This is a genomic window from Pseudomonas sp. LAP_36 (assembly GCF_019456785.1).
Classification (GTDB): Bacteria; Pseudomonadota; Gammaproteobacteria; order Pseudomonadales; family Pseudomonadaceae; genus Aquipseudomonas; species Aquipseudomonas tritici.
In genome coordinates, this window is sequence record NZ_JAHZMS010000003.1 from 12,466 (window position 1) to 30,500 (window position 18,035).

The 18,035-nt window shown below is 61.5% G+C and carries 17 protein-coding genes; 1 reads left to right on the forward strand and 16 read right to left on the reverse strand.

The genetic code is table 11. From position 1 onward, the window contains the following. Positions 1–4: 4 nt before the first annotated feature. The 13 genes from trpC to JBO08_RS11200 all read right to left on the reverse strand — a co-directional run bounded on the left by trpC (position 5) and on the right by JBO08_RS11200 (position 14,329). Positions 5–841 carry an indole-3-glycerol phosphate synthase TrpC gene (gene trpC / locus JBO08_RS11140; RefSeq protein ID WP_065871771.1) on the reverse strand — a complete coding sequence of 279 codons (837 nt, stop codon included), beginning with the start codon at positions 839–841 and terminating at the stop codon, positions 5–7. Next, the gene (trpD, locus tag JBO08_RS11145) at positions 838–1,887 is read right to left on the reverse strand and encodes an anthranilate phosphoribosyltransferase (RefSeq protein WP_049711281.1); all 1,050 of its coding nucleotides are present in this window, start codon (positions 1,885–1,887) and stop codon (positions 838–840) included. The genes trpC and trpD overlap by 4 nt, the downstream gene beginning before the upstream one ends. A 9-nt stretch (positions 1,888–1,896) precedes the next feature. Continuing rightward, positions 1,897–2,490 carry an aminodeoxychorismate/anthranilate synthase component II gene (locus tag JBO08_RS11150; RefSeq protein ID WP_049711280.1) on the reverse strand — a complete coding sequence of 198 codons (594 nt, stop codon included), beginning with the start codon at positions 2,488–2,490 and terminating at the stop codon, positions 1,897–1,899. Between the two features lie 9 nt (positions 2,491–2,499). Further along, positions 2,500–3,981, reverse strand: coding sequence for an anthranilate synthase component I (trpE, locus tag JBO08_RS11155; protein ID WP_065871773.1), 1,482 nt, complete (start codon positions 3,979–3,981; stop codon positions 2,500–2,502). A 70-nt stretch (positions 3,982–4,051) separates the two neighbouring features. Next, entirely contained in the window at positions 4,052–4,870 is an 819-nt protein-coding gene (locus JBO08_RS11160) for a phosphoglycolate phosphatase (protein WP_065881617.1), read from the reverse strand. Then, a complete protein-coding gene (gene rpe, locus JBO08_RS11165; protein WP_034101050.1) occupies positions 4,867–5,541 on the reverse strand; it encodes a ribulose-phosphate 3-epimerase in 675 nt (224 codons plus the stop codon). The genes JBO08_RS11160 and rpe overlap by 4 nt, the downstream gene beginning before the upstream one ends. A gap of 84 nt (positions 5,542–5,625) precedes the next feature. Continuing rightward, positions 5,626–6,774 carry an iron-containing alcohol dehydrogenase gene (locus JBO08_RS11170; protein WP_065871775.1) on the reverse strand — a complete coding sequence of 383 codons (1,149 nt, stop codon included), beginning with the start codon at positions 6,772–6,774 and terminating at the stop codon, positions 5,626–5,628. Positions 6,775–6,976: 202 nt separating this feature from the next. Then, the gene (locus JBO08_RS11175) at positions 6,977–7,801 is read right to left on the reverse strand and encodes an ABC transporter permease (RefSeq protein ID WP_003176462.1); all 825 of its coding nucleotides are present in this window, start codon (positions 7,799–7,801) and stop codon (positions 6,977–6,979) included. A gap of 12 nt (positions 7,802–7,813) precedes the next feature. Next, positions 7,814–9,061: an ABC transporter permease gene (locus JBO08_RS11180; RefSeq protein WP_065880128.1), complete on the reverse strand. Its 1,248-nt coding sequence runs from the start codon at positions 9,059–9,061 to the stop codon at positions 7,814–7,816. Between the two features lie 213 nt (positions 9,062–9,274). Further along, positions 9,275–10,315, reverse strand: a complete 1,041-nt coding sequence (locus tag JBO08_RS11185) for an ABC transporter substrate-binding protein (RefSeq protein WP_065880129.1) — start codon at positions 10,313–10,315, stop codon at positions 9,275–9,277. Positions 10,316–10,359: 44 nt separating this feature from the next. Next, the gene (locus JBO08_RS11190) at positions 10,360–11,472 is read right to left on the reverse strand and encodes an ABC transporter ATP-binding protein (RefSeq protein ID WP_065880130.1); all 1,113 of its coding nucleotides are present in this window, start codon (positions 11,470–11,472) and stop codon (positions 10,360–10,362) included. 214 nt (positions 11,473–11,686) lie between these two features. Next, positions 11,687–12,316: a response regulator transcription factor gene (locus JBO08_RS11195; RefSeq protein ID WP_049711271.1), complete on the reverse strand. Its 630-nt coding sequence runs from the start codon at positions 12,314–12,316 to the stop codon at positions 11,687–11,689. Between the two features lie 18 nt (positions 12,317–12,334). Next, positions 12,335–14,329 carry a histidine kinase gene (locus JBO08_RS11200; RefSeq protein ID WP_065880131.1) on the reverse strand — a complete coding sequence of 665 codons (1,995 nt, stop codon included), beginning with the start codon at positions 14,327–14,329 and terminating at the stop codon, positions 12,335–12,337. A 77-nt stretch (positions 14,330–14,406) separates the two neighbouring features. On the opposite strand from JBO08_RS11200, the gene JBO08_RS11205 reads away from it, so the two are divergent. Continuing rightward, positions 14,407–15,381, forward strand: a complete 975-nt coding sequence (locus JBO08_RS11205) for an alpha/beta hydrolase family protein (RefSeq protein ID WP_065880132.1) — start codon at positions 14,407–14,409, stop codon at positions 15,379–15,381. Positions 15,382–15,521: 140 nt separating this feature from the next. On the opposite strand, the gene JBO08_RS11210 is transcribed toward JBO08_RS11205, so the two are convergent. From JBO08_RS11210 to JBO08_RS11220, 3 genes are read right to left on the reverse strand one after another with little or no spacing between them, the layout of a single operon-like run. Continuing rightward, positions 15,522–16,289, reverse strand: a complete 768-nt coding sequence (locus JBO08_RS11210) for a TerB family tellurite resistance protein (protein WP_065871782.1) — start codon at positions 16,287–16,289, stop codon at positions 15,522–15,524. Position 16,290: 1 nt separating this feature from the next. After that, the gene (murU, locus tag JBO08_RS11215) at positions 16,291–16,965 is read right to left on the reverse strand and encodes an N-acetylmuramate alpha-1-phosphate uridylyltransferase MurU (protein WP_065871783.1); all 675 of its coding nucleotides are present in this window, start codon (positions 16,963–16,965) and stop codon (positions 16,291–16,293) included. Next, positions 16,962–17,987, reverse strand: a complete 1,026-nt coding sequence (locus tag JBO08_RS11220) for an aminoglycoside phosphotransferase family protein (protein ID WP_220074755.1) — start codon at positions 17,985–17,987, stop codon at positions 16,962–16,964. The genes murU and JBO08_RS11220 overlap by 4 nt, the downstream gene beginning before the upstream one ends. Positions 17,988–18,035 lie beyond the last annotated feature (48 nt).

Below are 18,035 nucleotides of genomic sequence, written 5' to 3' on the forward strand. Positions count from 1 at the left end.
CACGTCAGTCTAATGTCGAACCACTGACCGCCACACCACGCTCCGGGAAGAACAGACGCTGCAACTCCGCCCCAGGGTTCTCGGCACGCATGAAGGTCTCACCCACCAGGAACGAATACACACCACTGATCTCCATCAACTCCACATCAGCACGGTTGGCGATGCCACTCTCGGTGATCACCAATCGGTCGCGCGGAATTCGCGGCAGCAGGTCCAGTGTGTTTTCCAGGCTGACTTCGAAGGTGTGCAGGTTACGGTTGTTGACGCCCACCAGCGGTGTGTCGAGGGTTTTAAGTGCGCGTTCCAGCTCATCGCCGTCGTGCACTTCCACCAACACATCCAGGCCGACGCTTTTGGCCACGGCCGCCAGTTCGGCCATCTTCACGTCATCCAGGGCGGAAACGATCAGCAACACGCAGTCAGCGCCCAACGCACGGGCTTCGACGATCTGGTACGGGTCGACCATGAAGTCCTTGCGGATCACCGGCAACTTGCACGCGGCGCGGGCTTGCTGCAAGAACAGGTCGGAACCCTGGAAGTAGTCGATATCGGTCAGTACTGACAGGCAGGTGGCCCCGCCCTTCTCATAGCTCTTGGCAATGTCTTCAGGAATGAAGATCTCGCGAATCACGCCCTTGCTGGGCGAAGCCTTTTTGATTTCAGCAATGACGGCGGGCTGCTTTTCCCTGGCCTGCTTGATAAGCGCATTGGCGAAGCCACGCGGCGCATCAGCGATCTTTGCCTGAGCTTCCAGTTCGGCGAGGCTCACTCGGGCGCGGCGCTCGGCGACTTCTTCAGCCTTGCGCGCCAGGATCTTTTCCAGAACGGTTGGCACACTCATCCTTCATTCTCCATCTTGAATACCGCGGTGAATGCTCCCAGCTCTTCCAGCTTCTCGCGAGCCAGGCCGGTGTGCAGCGCATCGTGGGCCAAGGCGACCCCTTCCTTAAGACTATAGGCATGGTCGGCTGCATAAAGTGCCGCGCCAGCATTCAAAACGATCATCTCAGCGGCTTTTTGACCATTCTCGGTCTTGCGACGCCCCAAGGCATCGCGGATCAGCTCGAGGGACGCCGCCGGGCTTTCCACTGCCAGGCCGTGCAGGCTCTGGCTCTTCATGCCCAAATCTTCCGGCTCGACCCAGTACTCTGTGACTTGGTCATCTTTGAGCTCCGCCACGAAGGTCGGTGCCGCCAGGCTGAATTCGTCCAGGCCATCCTTGGAATGCACCACCAGCACATGCTTGCTGCCCATGCGCTGCAACACTTCCGCCAACGGCCGGCACAGCGCCTGGCTGAATACGCCCACCACCTGGTGCTTCACACCGGCCGGATTCGTAAGCGGGCCGAGCATGTTGAACAGGGTGCGCAGGCCGAGGTCCTTGCGCGGGCCAGCAGCGTGTTTCATTGCGCCATGGTGGGATTGGGCAAACATGAAGCCGATGCCGACATTATCGATGCAACGCGCCACTTGGACCGGCGTCAGGTTCAGGTAGATGCCGGCAGCTTCCAGCAAGTCGGCACTGCCGCTCTTGCCAGACACTGCACGGTTGCCGTGCTTGGCCACGGTGCATCCGGCCGCCGCGACCACAAACGATGCGGCCGTCGACACGTTGAAGATGTTGGCACCATCACCGCCGGTGCCGACCACGTCGACCACGCCGTCGAGGGTCTTGAGCTCAACCTTGTCCGCCAGCTCGCGCATCACCGACACGGCGCCGACGATCTCGTCGATGCTCTCGCTCTTCATACGCATTGCCATCATGAAGGCGCCGATCTGCGCATCGGTGCATTGACCGGTCATGATCTCGCGCATCACATCGCTCATTTCAGCGGTGCTCAGGTCCAGATGGCCGACGATACGGCTCAGGGCAGTCTTGATATCCATGGAAAGTCCTTAGCGCGTGCCGCCGCTCTGCTTGAGAAAATTAGCGAACAGCTCGTAGCCCTGCTCGGTCAGGATCGACTCGGGGTGAAATTGCACCCCTTCGATATTCAGTGTCTTGTGGCGCAGGCCCATGATCTCGTCGACCGAGCCGTCTTCCAGCTGGGTCCAGGCGGTCAGTTCCAGGCACTCCGGCAGGGTTTCACGCTTGACCACCAACGAGTGGTAGCGGGTTACCGTCACCGGCAGGTTCAGCCCGTGAAACACACCCACGTCATTATGGAACACCGGGCTGGTCTTGCCGTGCATCACCTGGCGCGCGCGCACCACGTCACCGCCAAACGCCTGGCCGATGGACTGGTGGCCCAGGCACACGCCCAGGATCGGCAGCTTGCCGGCGAAATACTTGATCGCTTCGAGGGAAATACCCGCCTCGGTCGGCGTGCAGGGGCCTGGCGACACCACGATGCGCTCCGGATTCAGCGCAGCGATTTCAGCCACGGTCAGTTCGTCGTTGCGCACTACCTTGACCTCGGCACCGAGCTCACCCAGGTACTGCACAACGTTGTAGGTAAAGGAGTCGTAGTTATCAATCATCAGTAACATGGGGAAACCTCAAGAATTGGGGGTCTGTTCAGCCAGCGCAACGGCGCGGAACATCGCGCGGCGCTTGTTCAGGGTTTCTTCCCATTCGAGGGCCGGCACCGAGTCGGCGACAATCCCGCCACCGGCCTGCACGTGCAGCTCCCCGTCCTTGATCACGGCCGTGCGGATTGCAATGGCCGTGTCCATGTTGCCGTTCCAGGCGAAATACCCCACGGCGCCGCCGTAGACACCGCGCTTGACCGGCTCCAACTCGTCGATGATTTCCATCGCACGGATCTTCGGCGCGCCCGACAAGGTGCCCGCCGGCAGGATCGCGCGCAGTGCGTCCATCGCCGTCAAGCCGGCTTTCAGCTCGCCGGTGACGTTGGACACAATGTGCATCACGTTGGAATAACGCTCGATCACCATCTTCTCAGTGAGCTTGACCGAACCGATTTCCGAGACGCGCCCGGTGTCGTTACGGCCCAGGTCGATGAGCATCAGGTGCTCGGCAATTTCCTTGTCGTCGCTCAGCAGGTCTTCTTCCAGCGCCAAATCCGCCTCTTCAGTCGCGCCACGTGGGCGCGTCCCGGCGATCGGGCGCACGGTGATCAGGTTGTCTTCGACGCGCACCAGCACCTCCGGCGAACTGCCCACCACGTGGAAGTCACCAAAGTTGAAAAAGTACATGTACGGCGTCGGGTTAAAGCAGCGCAATGCGCGATACAGATCGATCGGCGCGGCCTTGAAGTCGATGGACATGCGTTGCGACGGCACCACCTGCATGCAGTCACCGGCGAGGATGTATTCCTTGATGGTATCGACGGCGCGCTCGTAGTCATCCTGGGTAAAGCTGGAGCGGAAAACCGGGTCGGCTGCCGGTGGACGACTGAGGTCCAGGCCGCGACGCGGGGTGATCGGCTGGCGCAGTTTTTCCAGCAGCGCTTCGAGGCTGGCCAGGCCGCTCTCGAAAGCGTCGGCCTGGGCCGGGTCGGCGAGCACAATCGCGTGCATTTTGCCGGCGAGGTTGTCGAACACCACCACCGCGTCGGAGACCATTAGCAGAATGTCCGGGACACCCAATGGATCCGGGTTCGGGCACTTGCCCAGGCGTTTTTCCACGTAACGCACACAGTCGTAACCGAAGTAACCCACCAGGCCACCGTTGAAACGCGGCAGACCCGGGATGGTCGGCACGTTGTAACGCGCTTTGAACGCCTCGACGAACGCCAGCGGGTCTTCTACATCGTGGCTTTCGATCTCGACGCCATCATGGGTAATGCTCACATGATGGTCGTGCACACGCAGCACGGTGCGGCACGGCAGGCCGATGATCGAGTAACGGCCCCACTTCTCGCCGCCCTGTACGGACTCGAGCAAGTAGGAATTGGGCTCGTCGGCCAGTTTCAGGTAGATCGACAGCGGCGTGTCGAAGTCGGCCAGCGTTTCGCAGGCCAGGGGAATGCGGTTGTAGCCGGCAGCGGCCAAACGCAGGAATTCTTCGCGGGTCATGATGTGCCTCGTGGCTTGAGGGTCTAACAGTCAGGTATGCAAACGTGCCGCATAGCGCGGCCAGGATCAGTCAGGCGCGCCAACGCCAGCGGGCCAGGGCCTTGATGACTTTCATCCAGAGTTTGCGAGTGACCACCACGATGGAATTTCCAGAAGGGGACGGATCGGTATCGGGCAACGTTATCTCAGCGCCCGCTCCCAAGCAACCGGGGATTAACAGGCGCAGGTCATCAATTACCAATGAAGGCGACTCTTCGGCAATCGGCCGCCCATGGTTGTAGCCGTAACTGAGGGCCACACACTGCACGCCCGCGGCCTTTGCCGCCAGCACATCACTGCGCGAATCACCCACAAACAGCGACTGCGAGGCCGGGATATTGGCCATTTTCATCACGAAAAACAGCGCCGCCGGGTCGGGTTTTTTCTGCGGCAAGGTATCGCCACCGATGATCCAGCGGAAATACCGGCCGATTTTCATCTGGTCCAACAGCGGCGCGACGAAGCGTTCCGGCTTGTTGGTGATGAGGGCCATTTCCACGCCCTGCTTGCTCAGCCACTTGAGGGTGTCGCGCACGCCGGGGTAAACCATGGTCAGTTCGTGGCCGTCTTCATAGGCGGCGTTGAACAGTTCCAGGGCGTGTTCGGCCTCCACCTCATCCACCCCTTGGGCATCAATGTTGTTGGCCAACGCACGGCGCACCAGCATCTGCGCGCCGTTGCCCACCCACTCGCGCACCGACTCGATCCCGGCGGGCTTGCGTCCCAGCTTGAGCAGCATCTCGTCCACCGCCGCAGCCAGGTCGGGCACCGAGTCGATCAAGGTACCGTCCAGATCGAACATCACCAGCCGTGGCAATTTGCCGGGGAACAGTTGCTCAAAGCCACTCACGGACGTGCCAGCGCCAATTCGGCGCGCATCTTGGCGATGACTTCCTGGTAGTCCGGCGCGTTGAAGATCGCCGAGCCGGCCACAAAGGTGTCGGCGCCAGCCGCTGCGATTTCGCGGATGTTATTGACGTTGACCCCGCCGTCGATTTCCAGGCGGATGTCACGGCCAGAAGCGTCGATCAACGCACGGGCTTCGCGCAGTTTGTCGAGGGTGCCGGGGATGAACTTCTGCCCGCCGAAGCCTGGGTTGACGCTCATCAGCAGGACCATGTCGACCTTGTCCATCACGTATTTGAGCACGTCCAGCGGGGTGGCCGGGTTGAACACCAGGCCCGCCTTGCAGCCGCCTTCGCGGATCAGTTGCAAGGTACGGTCGACGTGCAGCGAGGCTTCCGGGTGGAAAGTGATGTAGGTCGCGCCGGCTTCCACGAAGTCACCGATGATGCGGTCCACCGGGCTGACCATCAGGTGTGCATCAATGGGTGCAGTGATGCCGTACTTGCGCAGCGCGGCGCAGACCATCGGGCCGATGGTCAGGTTGGGCACGTAGTGGTTGTCCATGACATCGAAGTGTACGAAGTCGGCACCGGCGGCCAACACCTTGTCCACTTCCTCACCCAGGCGGGCGAAATCGGCGGAGAGAATCGATGGAGCAATGACGAAGGGCTGCATGACGCACCTTTTTTGAGCTAAATCACGATGGCGCGCATTGTATACCTCATGCTTTGCCGCGCGCACCGTGACCTGGCTCAATGGCTAGTACGCGGCCCGATAGATTTTCTCGATATCGGTTGCGCTGAGCTTGCGCGGGTTGTTGCGCATCAGCCGTTCAATCCCCGCCGCTTCAACAGCCATGGCCGGGATGGCGTCCTCAGGCACCCCGAAACTGTGGAGCCCCGCCGGGATCTCGACAGCGGCACACAGCCGCGTCATTGCCTCGACGGCTTGGTCGGCGGCATCGTTGACGCTCAACCCCGTGACATTCACGCCCATGGCCTGGGCAATGTCCTGCATGCGCTCCACGCAGGCCAACTTGTTCCAGTGCATGACATAGGGCAGCAACAGCGCGTTGCTCACGCCATGGGCGATATTGAAACGTCCACCCAGCGGGTACGCCAATGCATGCACCGCGCCGACCCCGGCATTCCCAAAGGCCATGCCCGCCATCAGGCTGGCGGTGGCCATGTCGTCGCGGGCCTGCAGGTTGGCCGGGTTGGCGTAGGCCTTGGGCAACGCGTTGGCAATCAGCTTGATGGCGCCAATGGCCAATGCATCGGTAATCGGCGAGGCGTTCAGCGACAGGTAGGATTCAATGGCATGCACCAGCGCATCCACGCCGCTGGCGGCGGTGACACTGCGCGGGCAGGTCAGGGTCATTTGCGGGCTGATCAGCGCCACATCCGGCAGTAGATAATCGCTGACGATGCCCTTTTTCAGCTGCGCGACCTTGTCGGAGAGGATCGCCACATTGGTGACTTCCGAGCCGGTGCCGGCTGTGGTGGGAATCGCGATCAGCGGCGGCCCCTTGCGCGGTACCTGGTCGACGCCGAACAAGTCCGCCAGGGCGCCGTGGTAGCCGGCATAGGCGGCCACGCTTTTGGCAATGTCGATGGCACTGCCGCCGCCCAGGCCGATCAAGCCGTCATGCCCGCCGTCGCGGTAGACGCGCATGCAATCTTCGACAATGGCGATTTCCGGGTCCGGCAGCACGCGGTCGAAGATTTCATAGCTGCGTTCGCCCAGGTGTTCGAGTGCCAACGCCACGGTGCCGGACTTGACCAGCGCGGCGTCGGTGACGATCAGCGGGTTATCCACATCCAGGCGCGTGAGCTCAAAGGCCAGTTGTTCGATGGCGCCCGCGCCGGTCAGCAGTTTATGGGCGATCTTGAATGAGGAAGTACTCATGTGCGCGGCCTCTTATTCGGAAATGGGCTGGGACAAGAGTAGCTGATTGAGGCTGGTTGTCTTGCATTCAGCAACTGAATAGACACAGAACCAATGTGGGAGCGGGCTTGCTCGCGAATGCGGTCTGTCAGTCACTAAATGTTTAGCTGACACACCGCGTTCGCGAGCAAGCCCGCTCCCACATTTTGATTTCTGTGTGGCATCAGACCTGCGCAGTACGCAGTTTCTCGCTTCGCCCACGCAGCCATTCCAGGGTCAGCAACAGCAACACCGAGAAGGCAATCAACAAGGTCGCCGCAGCAGCAATCGTCGGGCTGAGGTTTTCGCGGATGCCGCTGAACATCTGGCGCGGCAGGGTCGCTTGCTCGGGGCCGGCGAGAAACAGCGTGACCACCACCTCATCAAACGAAGTAGCGAAAGCAAACAGCGCCCCGGAAATCACCCCTGGTGCGATCAATGGCAAGGTCACCCGGCGAAACGCGGTCAATGGCGAAGCACCGAGACTGGCCGCCGCCCGCACCAGGTTATGGTTGAACCCCTGCAAGGTCGCCGACACGGTGATGATCACAAATGGCACGCCCAACACCGCGTGCACCACGATCAGCGAGAAAAAGCTGTTGCCCAGGCCCAGTGGCGCAAAGAACAGGTAACTGGCCACGCCAATGATCACCACCGGCACCACCATCGGCGAAATCACCAGCGCCATAACCAGCGCCTTACCGGGGAAATTCCCACGGGTCAGGCCAATCGCTGCCAAGGTGCCGAACACCATGGCCAGCACCGTGGCCGCTGGCGCAACGATGATGCTGTTCTTGAGTGCACGCATCCACTCGGCCGAGGCGAAGAAGTCGTGGTACCACTGCAGCGAGAAGCCTTGCAGCGGGTACACCAGGAAACTGCCGCTGTTGAACGACAGCGGGATGATCACCAGCACCGGCAGTATCAAAAACAACAGGATCAAGCCGCAGAGGATCCGCAAGCTGTAGAACCAGACCCGCTCAACGGGCGACATATAAGGGCTCAGCATCGCAAGGTCTCCTTAGCTCAGGCGCAGGCGACTGGCGCCCACCAGCCGGTTGTAGATCAGGTACAGCACCACGGTCGCCAGCAGCAGCAAGCCGCCCAACGCCGTCGCCATGCCCCAGTTAATGCTGGTGTTGGTGTAGAACGCCACGAAGTAGCTGACCATCTGGTCGTTCGGGCTGCCGAGCAGCGCCGGAGTGATGTAGTAACCAATTGCCAGGATGAACACCAACAGGCAACCGGCGCCCACGCCGGCGTAGGTCTGCGGGAAGTACACGCGCCAGAAGCTGGCGAACGGATGGCAGCCCAGGGAAATCGCTGCACGCATATAAGTGGGCGAAATACCCTTCATCACGCTGTAGATCGGCAAGATCATGAACGGCAGCAGGATGTGCACCATGGAGATGTAGACCCCGGTGCGGTTGAATACCAGTTCCAGAGGTGTATCGATCAGGCCCATGCCTATCAGTGCACTGTTGATCAGGCCGCCGGATTGCAGCAGTACGATCCATGCCGCTACCCGCACCAGGATCGAGGTCCAGAACGGCAGCAACACCAGGATCATCAGCAAGTTGCTTTTACGCGCCGGCAAATTGGCCAGCAAATAGGCCAAGGGATAAGCCAGCAGCAGGCAGATGGTGGTGATCACCAGGCCCATCCAGAAGGTGCGCGCAAAAATGTCCAGGTAGATCGCTTGGTCTGGCGTGGCCGGCGCCACTTCGCCGAGGTCATCGATACGGTGATCGACGGCCGCCAACAAATAGAACGGCGTCAGGCTGCTGGTGTTACGCCGGATCGCCTGCCAGTACGCCGGGTCGCCCCAGCGTTCGTCGAGGTTTTCCAACGCTTCTTTATAAGAGGCCGGCGTTTCGCTGAACGGCAGCGCCCGCGCGGTTTTGGTCAGCAGGCTGCGGTAGCCGGCCAGTTCCATGTTCAGGCGCTTGGACAGATCGCCCAGGGTCTGGTTTTTGCGCGCTTCGCCCAGGTCTTCACTGAGGGCCTGGTACACCGGCTCGCCCGGCAGGCCGCGACCATCCCAGGCCGTCACCGCCACCACGGTGCGCGGCAGACCGCCCACCACTTCCGGGTTGCCCACGCTTTTGTAGAGCAGCGCAACGATCGGCACCAGGAACACCAGCAGCAAAAACAGCACCAGCGGCGCAATCAAGGCCTGGGCCTTCCAGCGGTTAAGCCGCTCGGCACGCGCAAGACGCTGCTTGAGGGTGGGGCTGTTGACCTCGTTCGAGGGAACGGCGATGGCCATGGCTGACTCCGAAAATCTGAAAAAAGACTACACCTATGGCTGGGCTCTGATTTGTAGTGAGCGGGCTTGCCCCGCGCTGGCGGCGAAGCAGCCCCTATTACAGTCACCGCTTTCCGTCAGACAGAATGCAGTGCCTGGTTTGGGGCTGCTTCGCAGCCCAGCGCGGGGCAAGCCCGCTCACTACAACAAGCCTATCCACCACAGCAGGCGGTGTTACTTGGCAGCCCAGGAATTGAAGCGCTGCTCGAGCTGCTCACCGTTATCCGCCCAGAAGCTCACGTCGATCTGCACCTGGTTGGCGATGTTCTCCGGGGTGGTCGGCATATCCTTGAGGATGTCCTTGGCCAGCAACGGTACGGCTTGGGTGTTGGCCGGGCCGTAGGCGATGTTTTCCGAGTAGATCTTCTGCTGCTGCGGTTGCACCGAGAACGCGATGAATTTCTTCGCTGCTTCGGCACGGTCCTTGGCCAGGCCTTTAGGAATGGCCCATGCGTCGAAGTCGTAGATGCCGCCGTTCCACACCACTTTCAGGTTGCTTTCTTTTTGCACAGCGGCGATGCGACCGTTGTAGGCCGAGCTCATCACTACGTCACCCGAGGCCAGGTATTGCGGCGGTTGTGCACCCGCTTCCCACCACTGGATCGACGGTTTGAGTTCGTCGAGTTTCTTGAACGCACGGTCCTGGCCATCTTTGCCGGCCAACACTTTGTAGACGTCCTTCGGCGCGACGCCGTCGGCCATCAAAGCGAATTCCAGGGTGTACTTGGCGCCTTTACGCAGGCCACGCTTGCCGGGGAATTTCTTGGTGTCCCAGAAATCCGCCCAACTGGTTGGCGCGGAGATCAGTTTGTCAGCGTTGTAGGCCAGCACGGTCGACCATACGAAAAAGCCCACGCCGCAAGGCTGAATGGCGCCCTTCACGTAGTCGGCGGTATTGCCGAACAGTTTCGGGTCCAGCGGTTCGAACATGTCCTCGTCGCAGCCACGGGACAGCTCCGGGGATTCCACTTCCACCAGGTCCCAGGACACGCTCTTGGTGTCGACCATGGCTTTGACCTTGGCCATTTCACCGTTGTACTCACCGGCGACGATCTTGCCGTTGCCCGCGCTCTCCCACGGTGCGTAGAAAGCCTTGACCTGAGCGGCCTTATTCGCGCCACCAAAGGACACGACGGTCAGGTCCGGGCCTGCCATGGCCTGTGTCGCGCCCATCAAGCTCAAGGCCAGGGCTGAATATTTAAGGGATCTCAACATTGTTGTTCTCTCCACGTGCAGGGTTGGTGAAGCCATGGGGGCGATCAATTCGCCTCTAGAAGTGGGTCGAGTGCGCGAACGTGCTCGACTTGCCAGCCAATCGGTACCACGTCGCCGACCGCCAATGCTGGGTCCAGCTCGGCAATCGGTTGTTTCACAAAAAAATCGGCTTTGCCGCAGACTTCCAGGCGCACACGCACGTGGTCGCCCAGGTAGATGAATTCCGCCACCCGCCCAGAGAAGCGGTTGACGCAACTTTCGCTGGAACCATTGAGGCTGACGCGTTCCGGGCGCACCGACAGGGTCACCGGGCCGCCGATCTGGCCGACGTTGACCGCCAGTGCCTCGACCTTCTCGCCACGTGCCAGCTCCACCACGCAGCGCTCGCCGGTGTGGCTGTGCAGGCGACCATTGAGGCGGTTGTTCTCGCCGATGAAGTTGGCAACAAAGGTGTTCTTCGGTTCTTCGTACAAGGTGCGCGGCGAGGCGATCTGCTGGATTTCGCCCTGGTGGAACACCGCCACGCGGTCGGACATGGTCAGCGCTTCGCCTTGGTCGTGGGTCACGTACACCACGGTCACTCCGAGGCGCTGGTGCAGGTGCTTGATCTCCATCTGCATGTGTTCGCGCAGTTGCTTGTCGAGGGCGCCGAGAGGTTCGTCCATCAGTACCAGTTGCGGCTCGAACACCAACGCACGGGCCAGGGCCACGCGCTGTTGCTGGCCGCCGGAGAGTTGCGCCGGGTAGCGCTGGGCGAAGGCGTCGAGCTGGACCATGCTCAGCACGCGTTTGACCCGCTCACTGATATCGGTCTTGCTCAAGCCGCGCACCGACAGCGGGAACGCCAGGTTCTCGGCGACGGTCATGTGCGGGAACAGCGCGTAGTTCTGGAACACCATGCCGATGTCGCGCTTGTGCGGCGGCACGTTGTTGATCGAGCGCCCGGCCAGCTGGATCTCGCCTGCCGTCGGCGTTTCAAAGCCGGCCAGCATCATCAGGCTGGTGGTCTTGCCCGAACCGGAAGGCCCGAGCAAGGTGAGGAACTCGCCCTTGCGAATCTCCAGGTTGAGGTCTTTGACGATCAGGTTCTCGCCGTCGTAGCTCTTCTGCACGCCACGAAAGCTGACCAGCACATCATTTGAATCCACCTCGCTCATACCCGCACCTTTGTATTTTGGACTGCTGTGAGACAAGCGTAGTCCAGGCGCGCCCCCCCGGAAATCGGGGGCCAGGAGAGAATCGCATCAGCCGGATGGAAGGTTTGGGGTAGGGATCGCCCTACACCGATGGCGGGGATGGGACAGTGCAACGGCGCCATGCGCCGGGAATGGGTTCAGCGCCTCTCACCGGTAGTCGCAAACAGGCATGTCATCACAACAACTTGTGCTCCATGGCGTACTTCACCAGTTCAGCCAGCGAAGTGATATGGAGTTTTTGCATCAACCGCGCCTTGTGGGTGCTGATGGTCTTGCTGCTCAACGCCAACTGCTGGGCGATGTCGTTGACGTTGGCGCCCTGGGCCAAGCGTTCGAATACCGAGAACTCGCGCTCCGACAGCAGCGAGTGCAGCGGCCGGGTATCGGTGAGGCCGACTTCGAAAACCATGCGGTCGGCCAGGTCCGGGTCGATATAACGCCCACCGGCCGCCACCTTGCGAATCGCCGTGAGCAACAGCGCCGGATCGCTGTCCTTGGTGGCATAACCCGCGGCGCCGACCTTCAAGGCACGGGCGGCCATTTGCGCTTCGTCGTGCATCGACAGCACGAGGATCGCCGGCGGATTGTTCAGCGCACGGATGCGAGCAATCGCCTCCAAGCCGTTGACGCCAGGCATTGAGATATCCAGCAACACCACTTCACACGGCACATGGCGCAAGGTCTCCAGCAGTTGCTCGCCATTGCTCGCTTCGCCAACGACCAACAGGTCTTTGGCCAGGCCGATCAATTGCTTGATGCCTTCACGAACGATGGTGTGGTCTTCAGCTACCAGTACGCGGATCACAGGGACTTCCTCTTGGTGTTATGCATCCAACGGCACCGTGACACTCAGGGTGGTGCCCTCCCCCAATTCGCTGTCCAGGCTCAGTTGCCCGCCCATGATCAGCACCCGCTCGCGCATGCCCACCAGGCCAAACGACACCGGGCGCCCCTGGGCCTGGACGAAACCGACGCCATCGTCGCTGATGGTCAGCCGCAAATCGGTGCCCTCGACGGCGAGGGTCAGCTCCACAGTATGCGCCTGGGCATGACGCATCACATTGGTCAGCGCCTCCTGCAGGATCCGGAATAGGCCAATGGCCTTGGCATCGCTGAGGGCCGGCAGGTTATCCGGGACTTGTACCAGGCAGGGAATTTGCGTGCGGGCTTCGAAGCGCCGGGCCTGCCATTCGATGGCCGAGGCAATGCCGGCATCGAGAATCGGCGGGCGCAGCGCCGTCGCCACATCGCGCACCAGTTGGAATAGCTGCGCGATCAGGCGCTTCATGCTGTTCAAGCGATCATGCAAACCAGGGTCGAGTTGCGCATAGCTCAGCTCGCACATTGAGGTCTCGAGCTTGAGCACCGTGAGCATTTGCCCAAGTTCGTCGTGCACCTCACGGGCGATGCGCGCCTTTTCTTCTTCGCGCACGGTTTCCAGGTGGGCGGACAGCTCGCGCAATTGCGCTTCACTTTGCAGCAAGGCCGCCAGGGTACGGCGTAGCTCAGTGACATCGTTGAGGTAGACCACCAGGTATTCGGCCTCGGCAAAACGCAGGAAGCTCAAGGACACGTTTGTCGGCAGGATGCTGCCGTCTGCACGCAGGCAATCGGTGGCGAAATTCTGCGGACCGTCTTCGCTGGCCCGCGCGCGCTTCCACAGGTTGAGCCAGCGGTCCATATGCAGGCTTGGATCAAGGTCGACCAACGGCCGCTCGATCAACGCACCGGGGCCGTAGCCGAGCATGCTTTCGGCCGCCCGATTGGCGTAGCGCACATGGCTGTCCCAGTTGACCCAGAGGATGCCGACAGTGCTTTGGTCGATGGAAAACTGCGTCAAGCGCAAGGCTTCGGCACCGGCGGCGCGGGCCGCGCTTTCTTCGCGGGCGGCCAGCAAGCCGTGTTCCAGCACCCGCTGCTGGCGACGCTGCCAGAACACAGTGGCCAGGCTGGCGAGCAACAACAAGCTCAGCAACAGGCTTAGGTTTTGCCACAGTCCTGGGGATTCTGTGAGGTGTGGGTATTTGGGTTGCAGCCAGCGGCTGTGCAGTTGGTCCAGGTCGCGGGCTGGGATGGCGCGCAAGGCGCTTTCCATGATGCTGGCCAACTCTGGCCATTCCCGCCGCGTAGCCACCCGCAGCAATTGCGGCAGGCCAATATCGCCCACCACCGCCAGCCCGGCGAATTCCGCTTCGCCGGACAAACGGCTCAATTGCGCTTCGTCCACCACCGCGTAGCGTGCCTGCTGGCTCACCAGCAACTGCAGAGCCTGGCGCTCCATGGGCACGCCTTGCAGGTTGAGGCCGGGATAGGTGCTGCGCAGGTAATCGGCCACGGCGCTGGGCATGCGCACGGCGACGCGGGATTGCTCATCGAGTTTTTCCAACTCCACGGCCCCACCGCCATCGCGGATACCGACAATGTGCTGCGGCACGCGCATATAAGGGTCGGTGAACAACCACAGACGCAAACCGGCAGGGGTTTGTTGCAGGCCGGGGGCGATGTCCACTTCGCCGTCGCGTACGGCGGCCTCCAACTGCTCCTGATTGGGGAAGTTACGCCACGTCAGCTCGATGTTCAGCGCCTTGGCCAACCCTTGCATCAACTCGACATTGGCCCCGGACAGCCGCTGCAAACGCCGATCGTATTGCGCGTAAGGTGCCTGCAACACCAGGCCCACCCGCAGCTCCGGGTGTTGGGCCAGCCATTCGCGTTGCTGCACATCAAGCTGCGCCTGGGGAACGGCGGGCGCAGGGGCGGCGTTTGCCATCAAGGCAAGGCACAAACAGCCGATAACCAGCAGACAGCGAAAACCCATGATCCACGTCTCACATCACTGACAAACACTGACCAACCCATTAGGCTGCTGGAATCACTTCTGGCCGGGAATTAACGATGCCCTTTTTCCACCGTTCGGCACTGCCAGCATTGTGCCTGTCGCTGCTTTTTACCAGTGCCTTTTCTGTACAGGCCGCTGACGCCCCTGAGCCTGCCGCAGAAAAACCCGTCGAGCGCCAGCCTTTGCCTGAGCGCAGCCTCGCAGAAGCCAGCGCCCTGGAACGCAAAATCCCGCAACAGGAGCAGCAACAATTGCAGGCAGGCAGCGATTCATTCCTCGCCCTGTGGAAACCGGCCAACAGTGCCGAACCCGAAGGCGTGGTGATTATCGTACCGGGCGCCGGCGAGAATGCTGACTGGCCGCAAGCGATCAGTCCGTTGCGGCACAAATTGCCGGATGCCAACTGGGGTAGCCTCAGCCTGTCGTTGCCGGACGTGAGCGTGGATACCCTGCCGCCGCGCGTGATGGAAGCGCCCAAGGCCACCGTCGATACCAGCAGCAAGGAAGCGAGCACCGCCGACAAACCCATCGAACAGGCTGCCAGCGCTGAGGCCGAGGGCACTGACCCGGCAGTGGTTCCTGGGTCCGATGAGCAGGACAAAACCGATGCTTCGCGCATTTTTGCCCGCATCGACGCTGCCGTGGCCTTCGCCCAGACCCAGAGCGCGCGCAGTGTGGTGCTGGTCGGCCATGGCACCGGCGCCTGGTGGGCGGCGCGTTATTTGAGCGAGAAGCAGCCGTCCCAAGTGCAGAAGTTCGTCATGGTCGCGGCGCAGACGCCAACCGGGCGCCATCCGGACATCCAGCAGCTGGCCCCCGGCCTGAAGCTGCCGACCGCCGATGTGTTCTATCAAGATGACCCGCAGTTACGCAAAAACGCCCTGGCCCGCGCCCAGGCGGCCAAGCGTTTGAAGAATGACGGTTATAAACAGGTGTCGTTGACAGCCTTGCCCGGCAACAGCGCGGCTGAGCAGGAGCAGTTGTATCGACGGATTCGCGGGTGGTTGAGCCCGCAGGCGACAGCTGACTGAAACCGGATTGGCAACCCGGTCGAAATGTGGGAGCTGGCTTGCCTGCGATGGCGGGCTATCAGTGCCAAAGGCTTTGCTGACCCGCCGCTATCGCAGCCAAGCCAGCGCCCACAGTAGATCGGTTTTTCACGCAAAAATAATCAGCGAAAATCCCGCCGTTCGCGAATCAATGCATAGGCATTGTGCAGTTCGCGCGTGCGCTCGGTGGCTTCATGCACTTGCGCAGCGCTCGCGCCACTGCCGGCAACCTTGTCCGGGTGATGGCGGCTGAGCAGGCGGCGATAAGCGCGCTTGATCACCGACGGTTCGGTGGTGGCCGTCACACCCAGCAAGCGCAGCGCGTCCTGATAGGTGGGCCCACGACTGACCAGCGGCTTACGCTCCGGTGTGTAGTCGGCGGCCAGCGCCTGGAGCTGTTGCGGCGTCCAGCCCAGCCATTTGCCCCACAGGTCGATCAAGTCACGCTCGGCGTCATCGGCCTTGCCGTCTGCCCAGACCATGCGCCAGCACGCGCGCAATACCCCTTCCGCCGCATGGGGTTGCGCCTTGAGCACACGCAAATAGCGGCGCACCCGATCGGAGCCGGCCTTGCCACGATTGAACGCTGCGATGGCACGACGCTGGGCTGACTCGGTCATGTCCAGCGAGCGCATCTCCTGACGCGCCTGTTGAATATGTCCGTCCACCACTCGCCCATTGCTCTTGGCCAAACGCCCCAGCAACACAAACAACAGCTCGTCATTACGCAACGCCGGGCGCCCGCCCAGTCGCTCGCGCAACTGCGCCCAGCTTTGCAGTTGCAGGCGACGGTCCAGCGCCTGCCCCAACAGCGCACCCAACAAGGCCCCCGGAATACTGGCTATGGCAAAGCCAGCCCCCGCGCCGATCAGCGTCCCTGGCCACAGCATGTTACTGCCCCGCTGTCAGCAGGGTTTCGACTTGCGCCAGGCGCTCCAGCGTGCCGACATCAATCCAGCGTCCCGCCATGTGTTCCCCCGTTACCAGACCTTTAGCCATGGCCGCCCGCAACAGCGGCGCCAGCTTGAAGGCACCCGCACTGCAACCCGCGAACAGCTTGGGGTCGAGCACTGAAATGCCACTGAAGGTCAGGTTATCGGCACCGGCCGCAGCATCATGAAGCAAACCTTGATCAAGGTAGAAATCGCCACCTGAAGGGTGATGCGCCGGGTTGTCGACCATCACCAGATGGGCCAGGCCCTTGAGCGGTCGCTTGAGTTGGGTGAAGTCGTAGTCGGTCCAGATATCGCCATTGACCACCAGGAAGGGTTCGTCGCCCAACAACGGCAATGCCTGGAAAATCCCACCGCCGGTTTCCAGCGGCTCGCCCTCGGGGGAGTAACGGATGCGCAAGCCAAACTGCGCGCCGTCCCCCAGATAATGTTCAATCTGCTGGCCGAGCCAGGCATGGTTGATCACGATGTCAGTGAAGCCGGCCTTGGCCAACGCCTCCAAGTGATACTCGATCAGACGCTTGCCGCCGGCCTGCACCAGCGGCTTGGGCGTGTGCAACGTGAGCGGACGCATCCGCTCACCTTTGCCTGCGGCCAGGATCATCGCCTTCATACGCTTGCCTCGGCAGGTGGGCGCAGGCTGGCCAGCAATTCACCCAGTTCGCTCAACTCCGGGCGATCCGCCAATACCGCTTCTATATAAGCAAAGAAGCGCGGCACGTCGGCCAGGTAGCGTGGCTTGCCGTCGCGATGGCAGATGCGTGCGAAAATACCGATCACCTTGAGGTGGCGCTGCACGCCCATCAGGTCGCTGGCACACAGGAAGTCGTCGAAATCGGCCTGCACCGGGATGCCCAGTCGTCCCGCGCGCTCCCAATAGCCGCGCTGCCATTCCCGCACGCGGGCCTGGGGCCAACTGAGGAAGGCGTCCTTGAACAGGCAGGTGATGTCGTAGGTCACCGGGCCGTAGACCGCGTCCTGAAAATCCAGCACGCCGGGGTTCGGCTCGCTGATCATCAGGTTGCGTGGCATATAGTCGCGGTGCACCAGCACCTTCGGCTGCGCCAGGGCACTGTTGATCAGGTGGTCACTGACGCGCTGCCAGAGCGCCCGCTGTTGCGTATCGAGTTCGATACCCAGATGGCGACGCACGTACCACTCCGGGAACAATTCGAGCTCACGGCGCAGCAGAGCAACGTCATAGCTTGGCAATGGCGCGTCCATCGGCAACTGCTGGAAAGCCAGCAAGGCATCGATGGCTTCGGCAAACAAGGGGTCGGCGTTTTTGTCGTCAATCACGTCCAGATAGGTTTTTCTGCCCAGGTCATTGAGCAAAAGAAAGCCTCGCGGCAAATCTTCTGCATAAATTTTTGGAACATTTATCCCTGACTTCGCCAGCAAATGTGCGATATCGACGAAAGGTTTGCAGTTTTCCTGGGGGGGGGGCGCATCCATTACCACGAATGTATGACCGCCACCTTCCCAACGGAAATAGCGCCTGAAACTCGCGTCGCTGCTGGCCGCGGTCAATGTGGCCGGGGGTACGGCACCCCAGCCTTGAGCGTTGAAAAGGATCGGCAACTGCTCATCCAGCCAGACTTCCAGCTGTTGTAAACGTAGATCTTGCTCGGGCATTACAAGGGTCTCCGACGGCGCTAGCCGTCAAGCGGGGCATGCTTTATT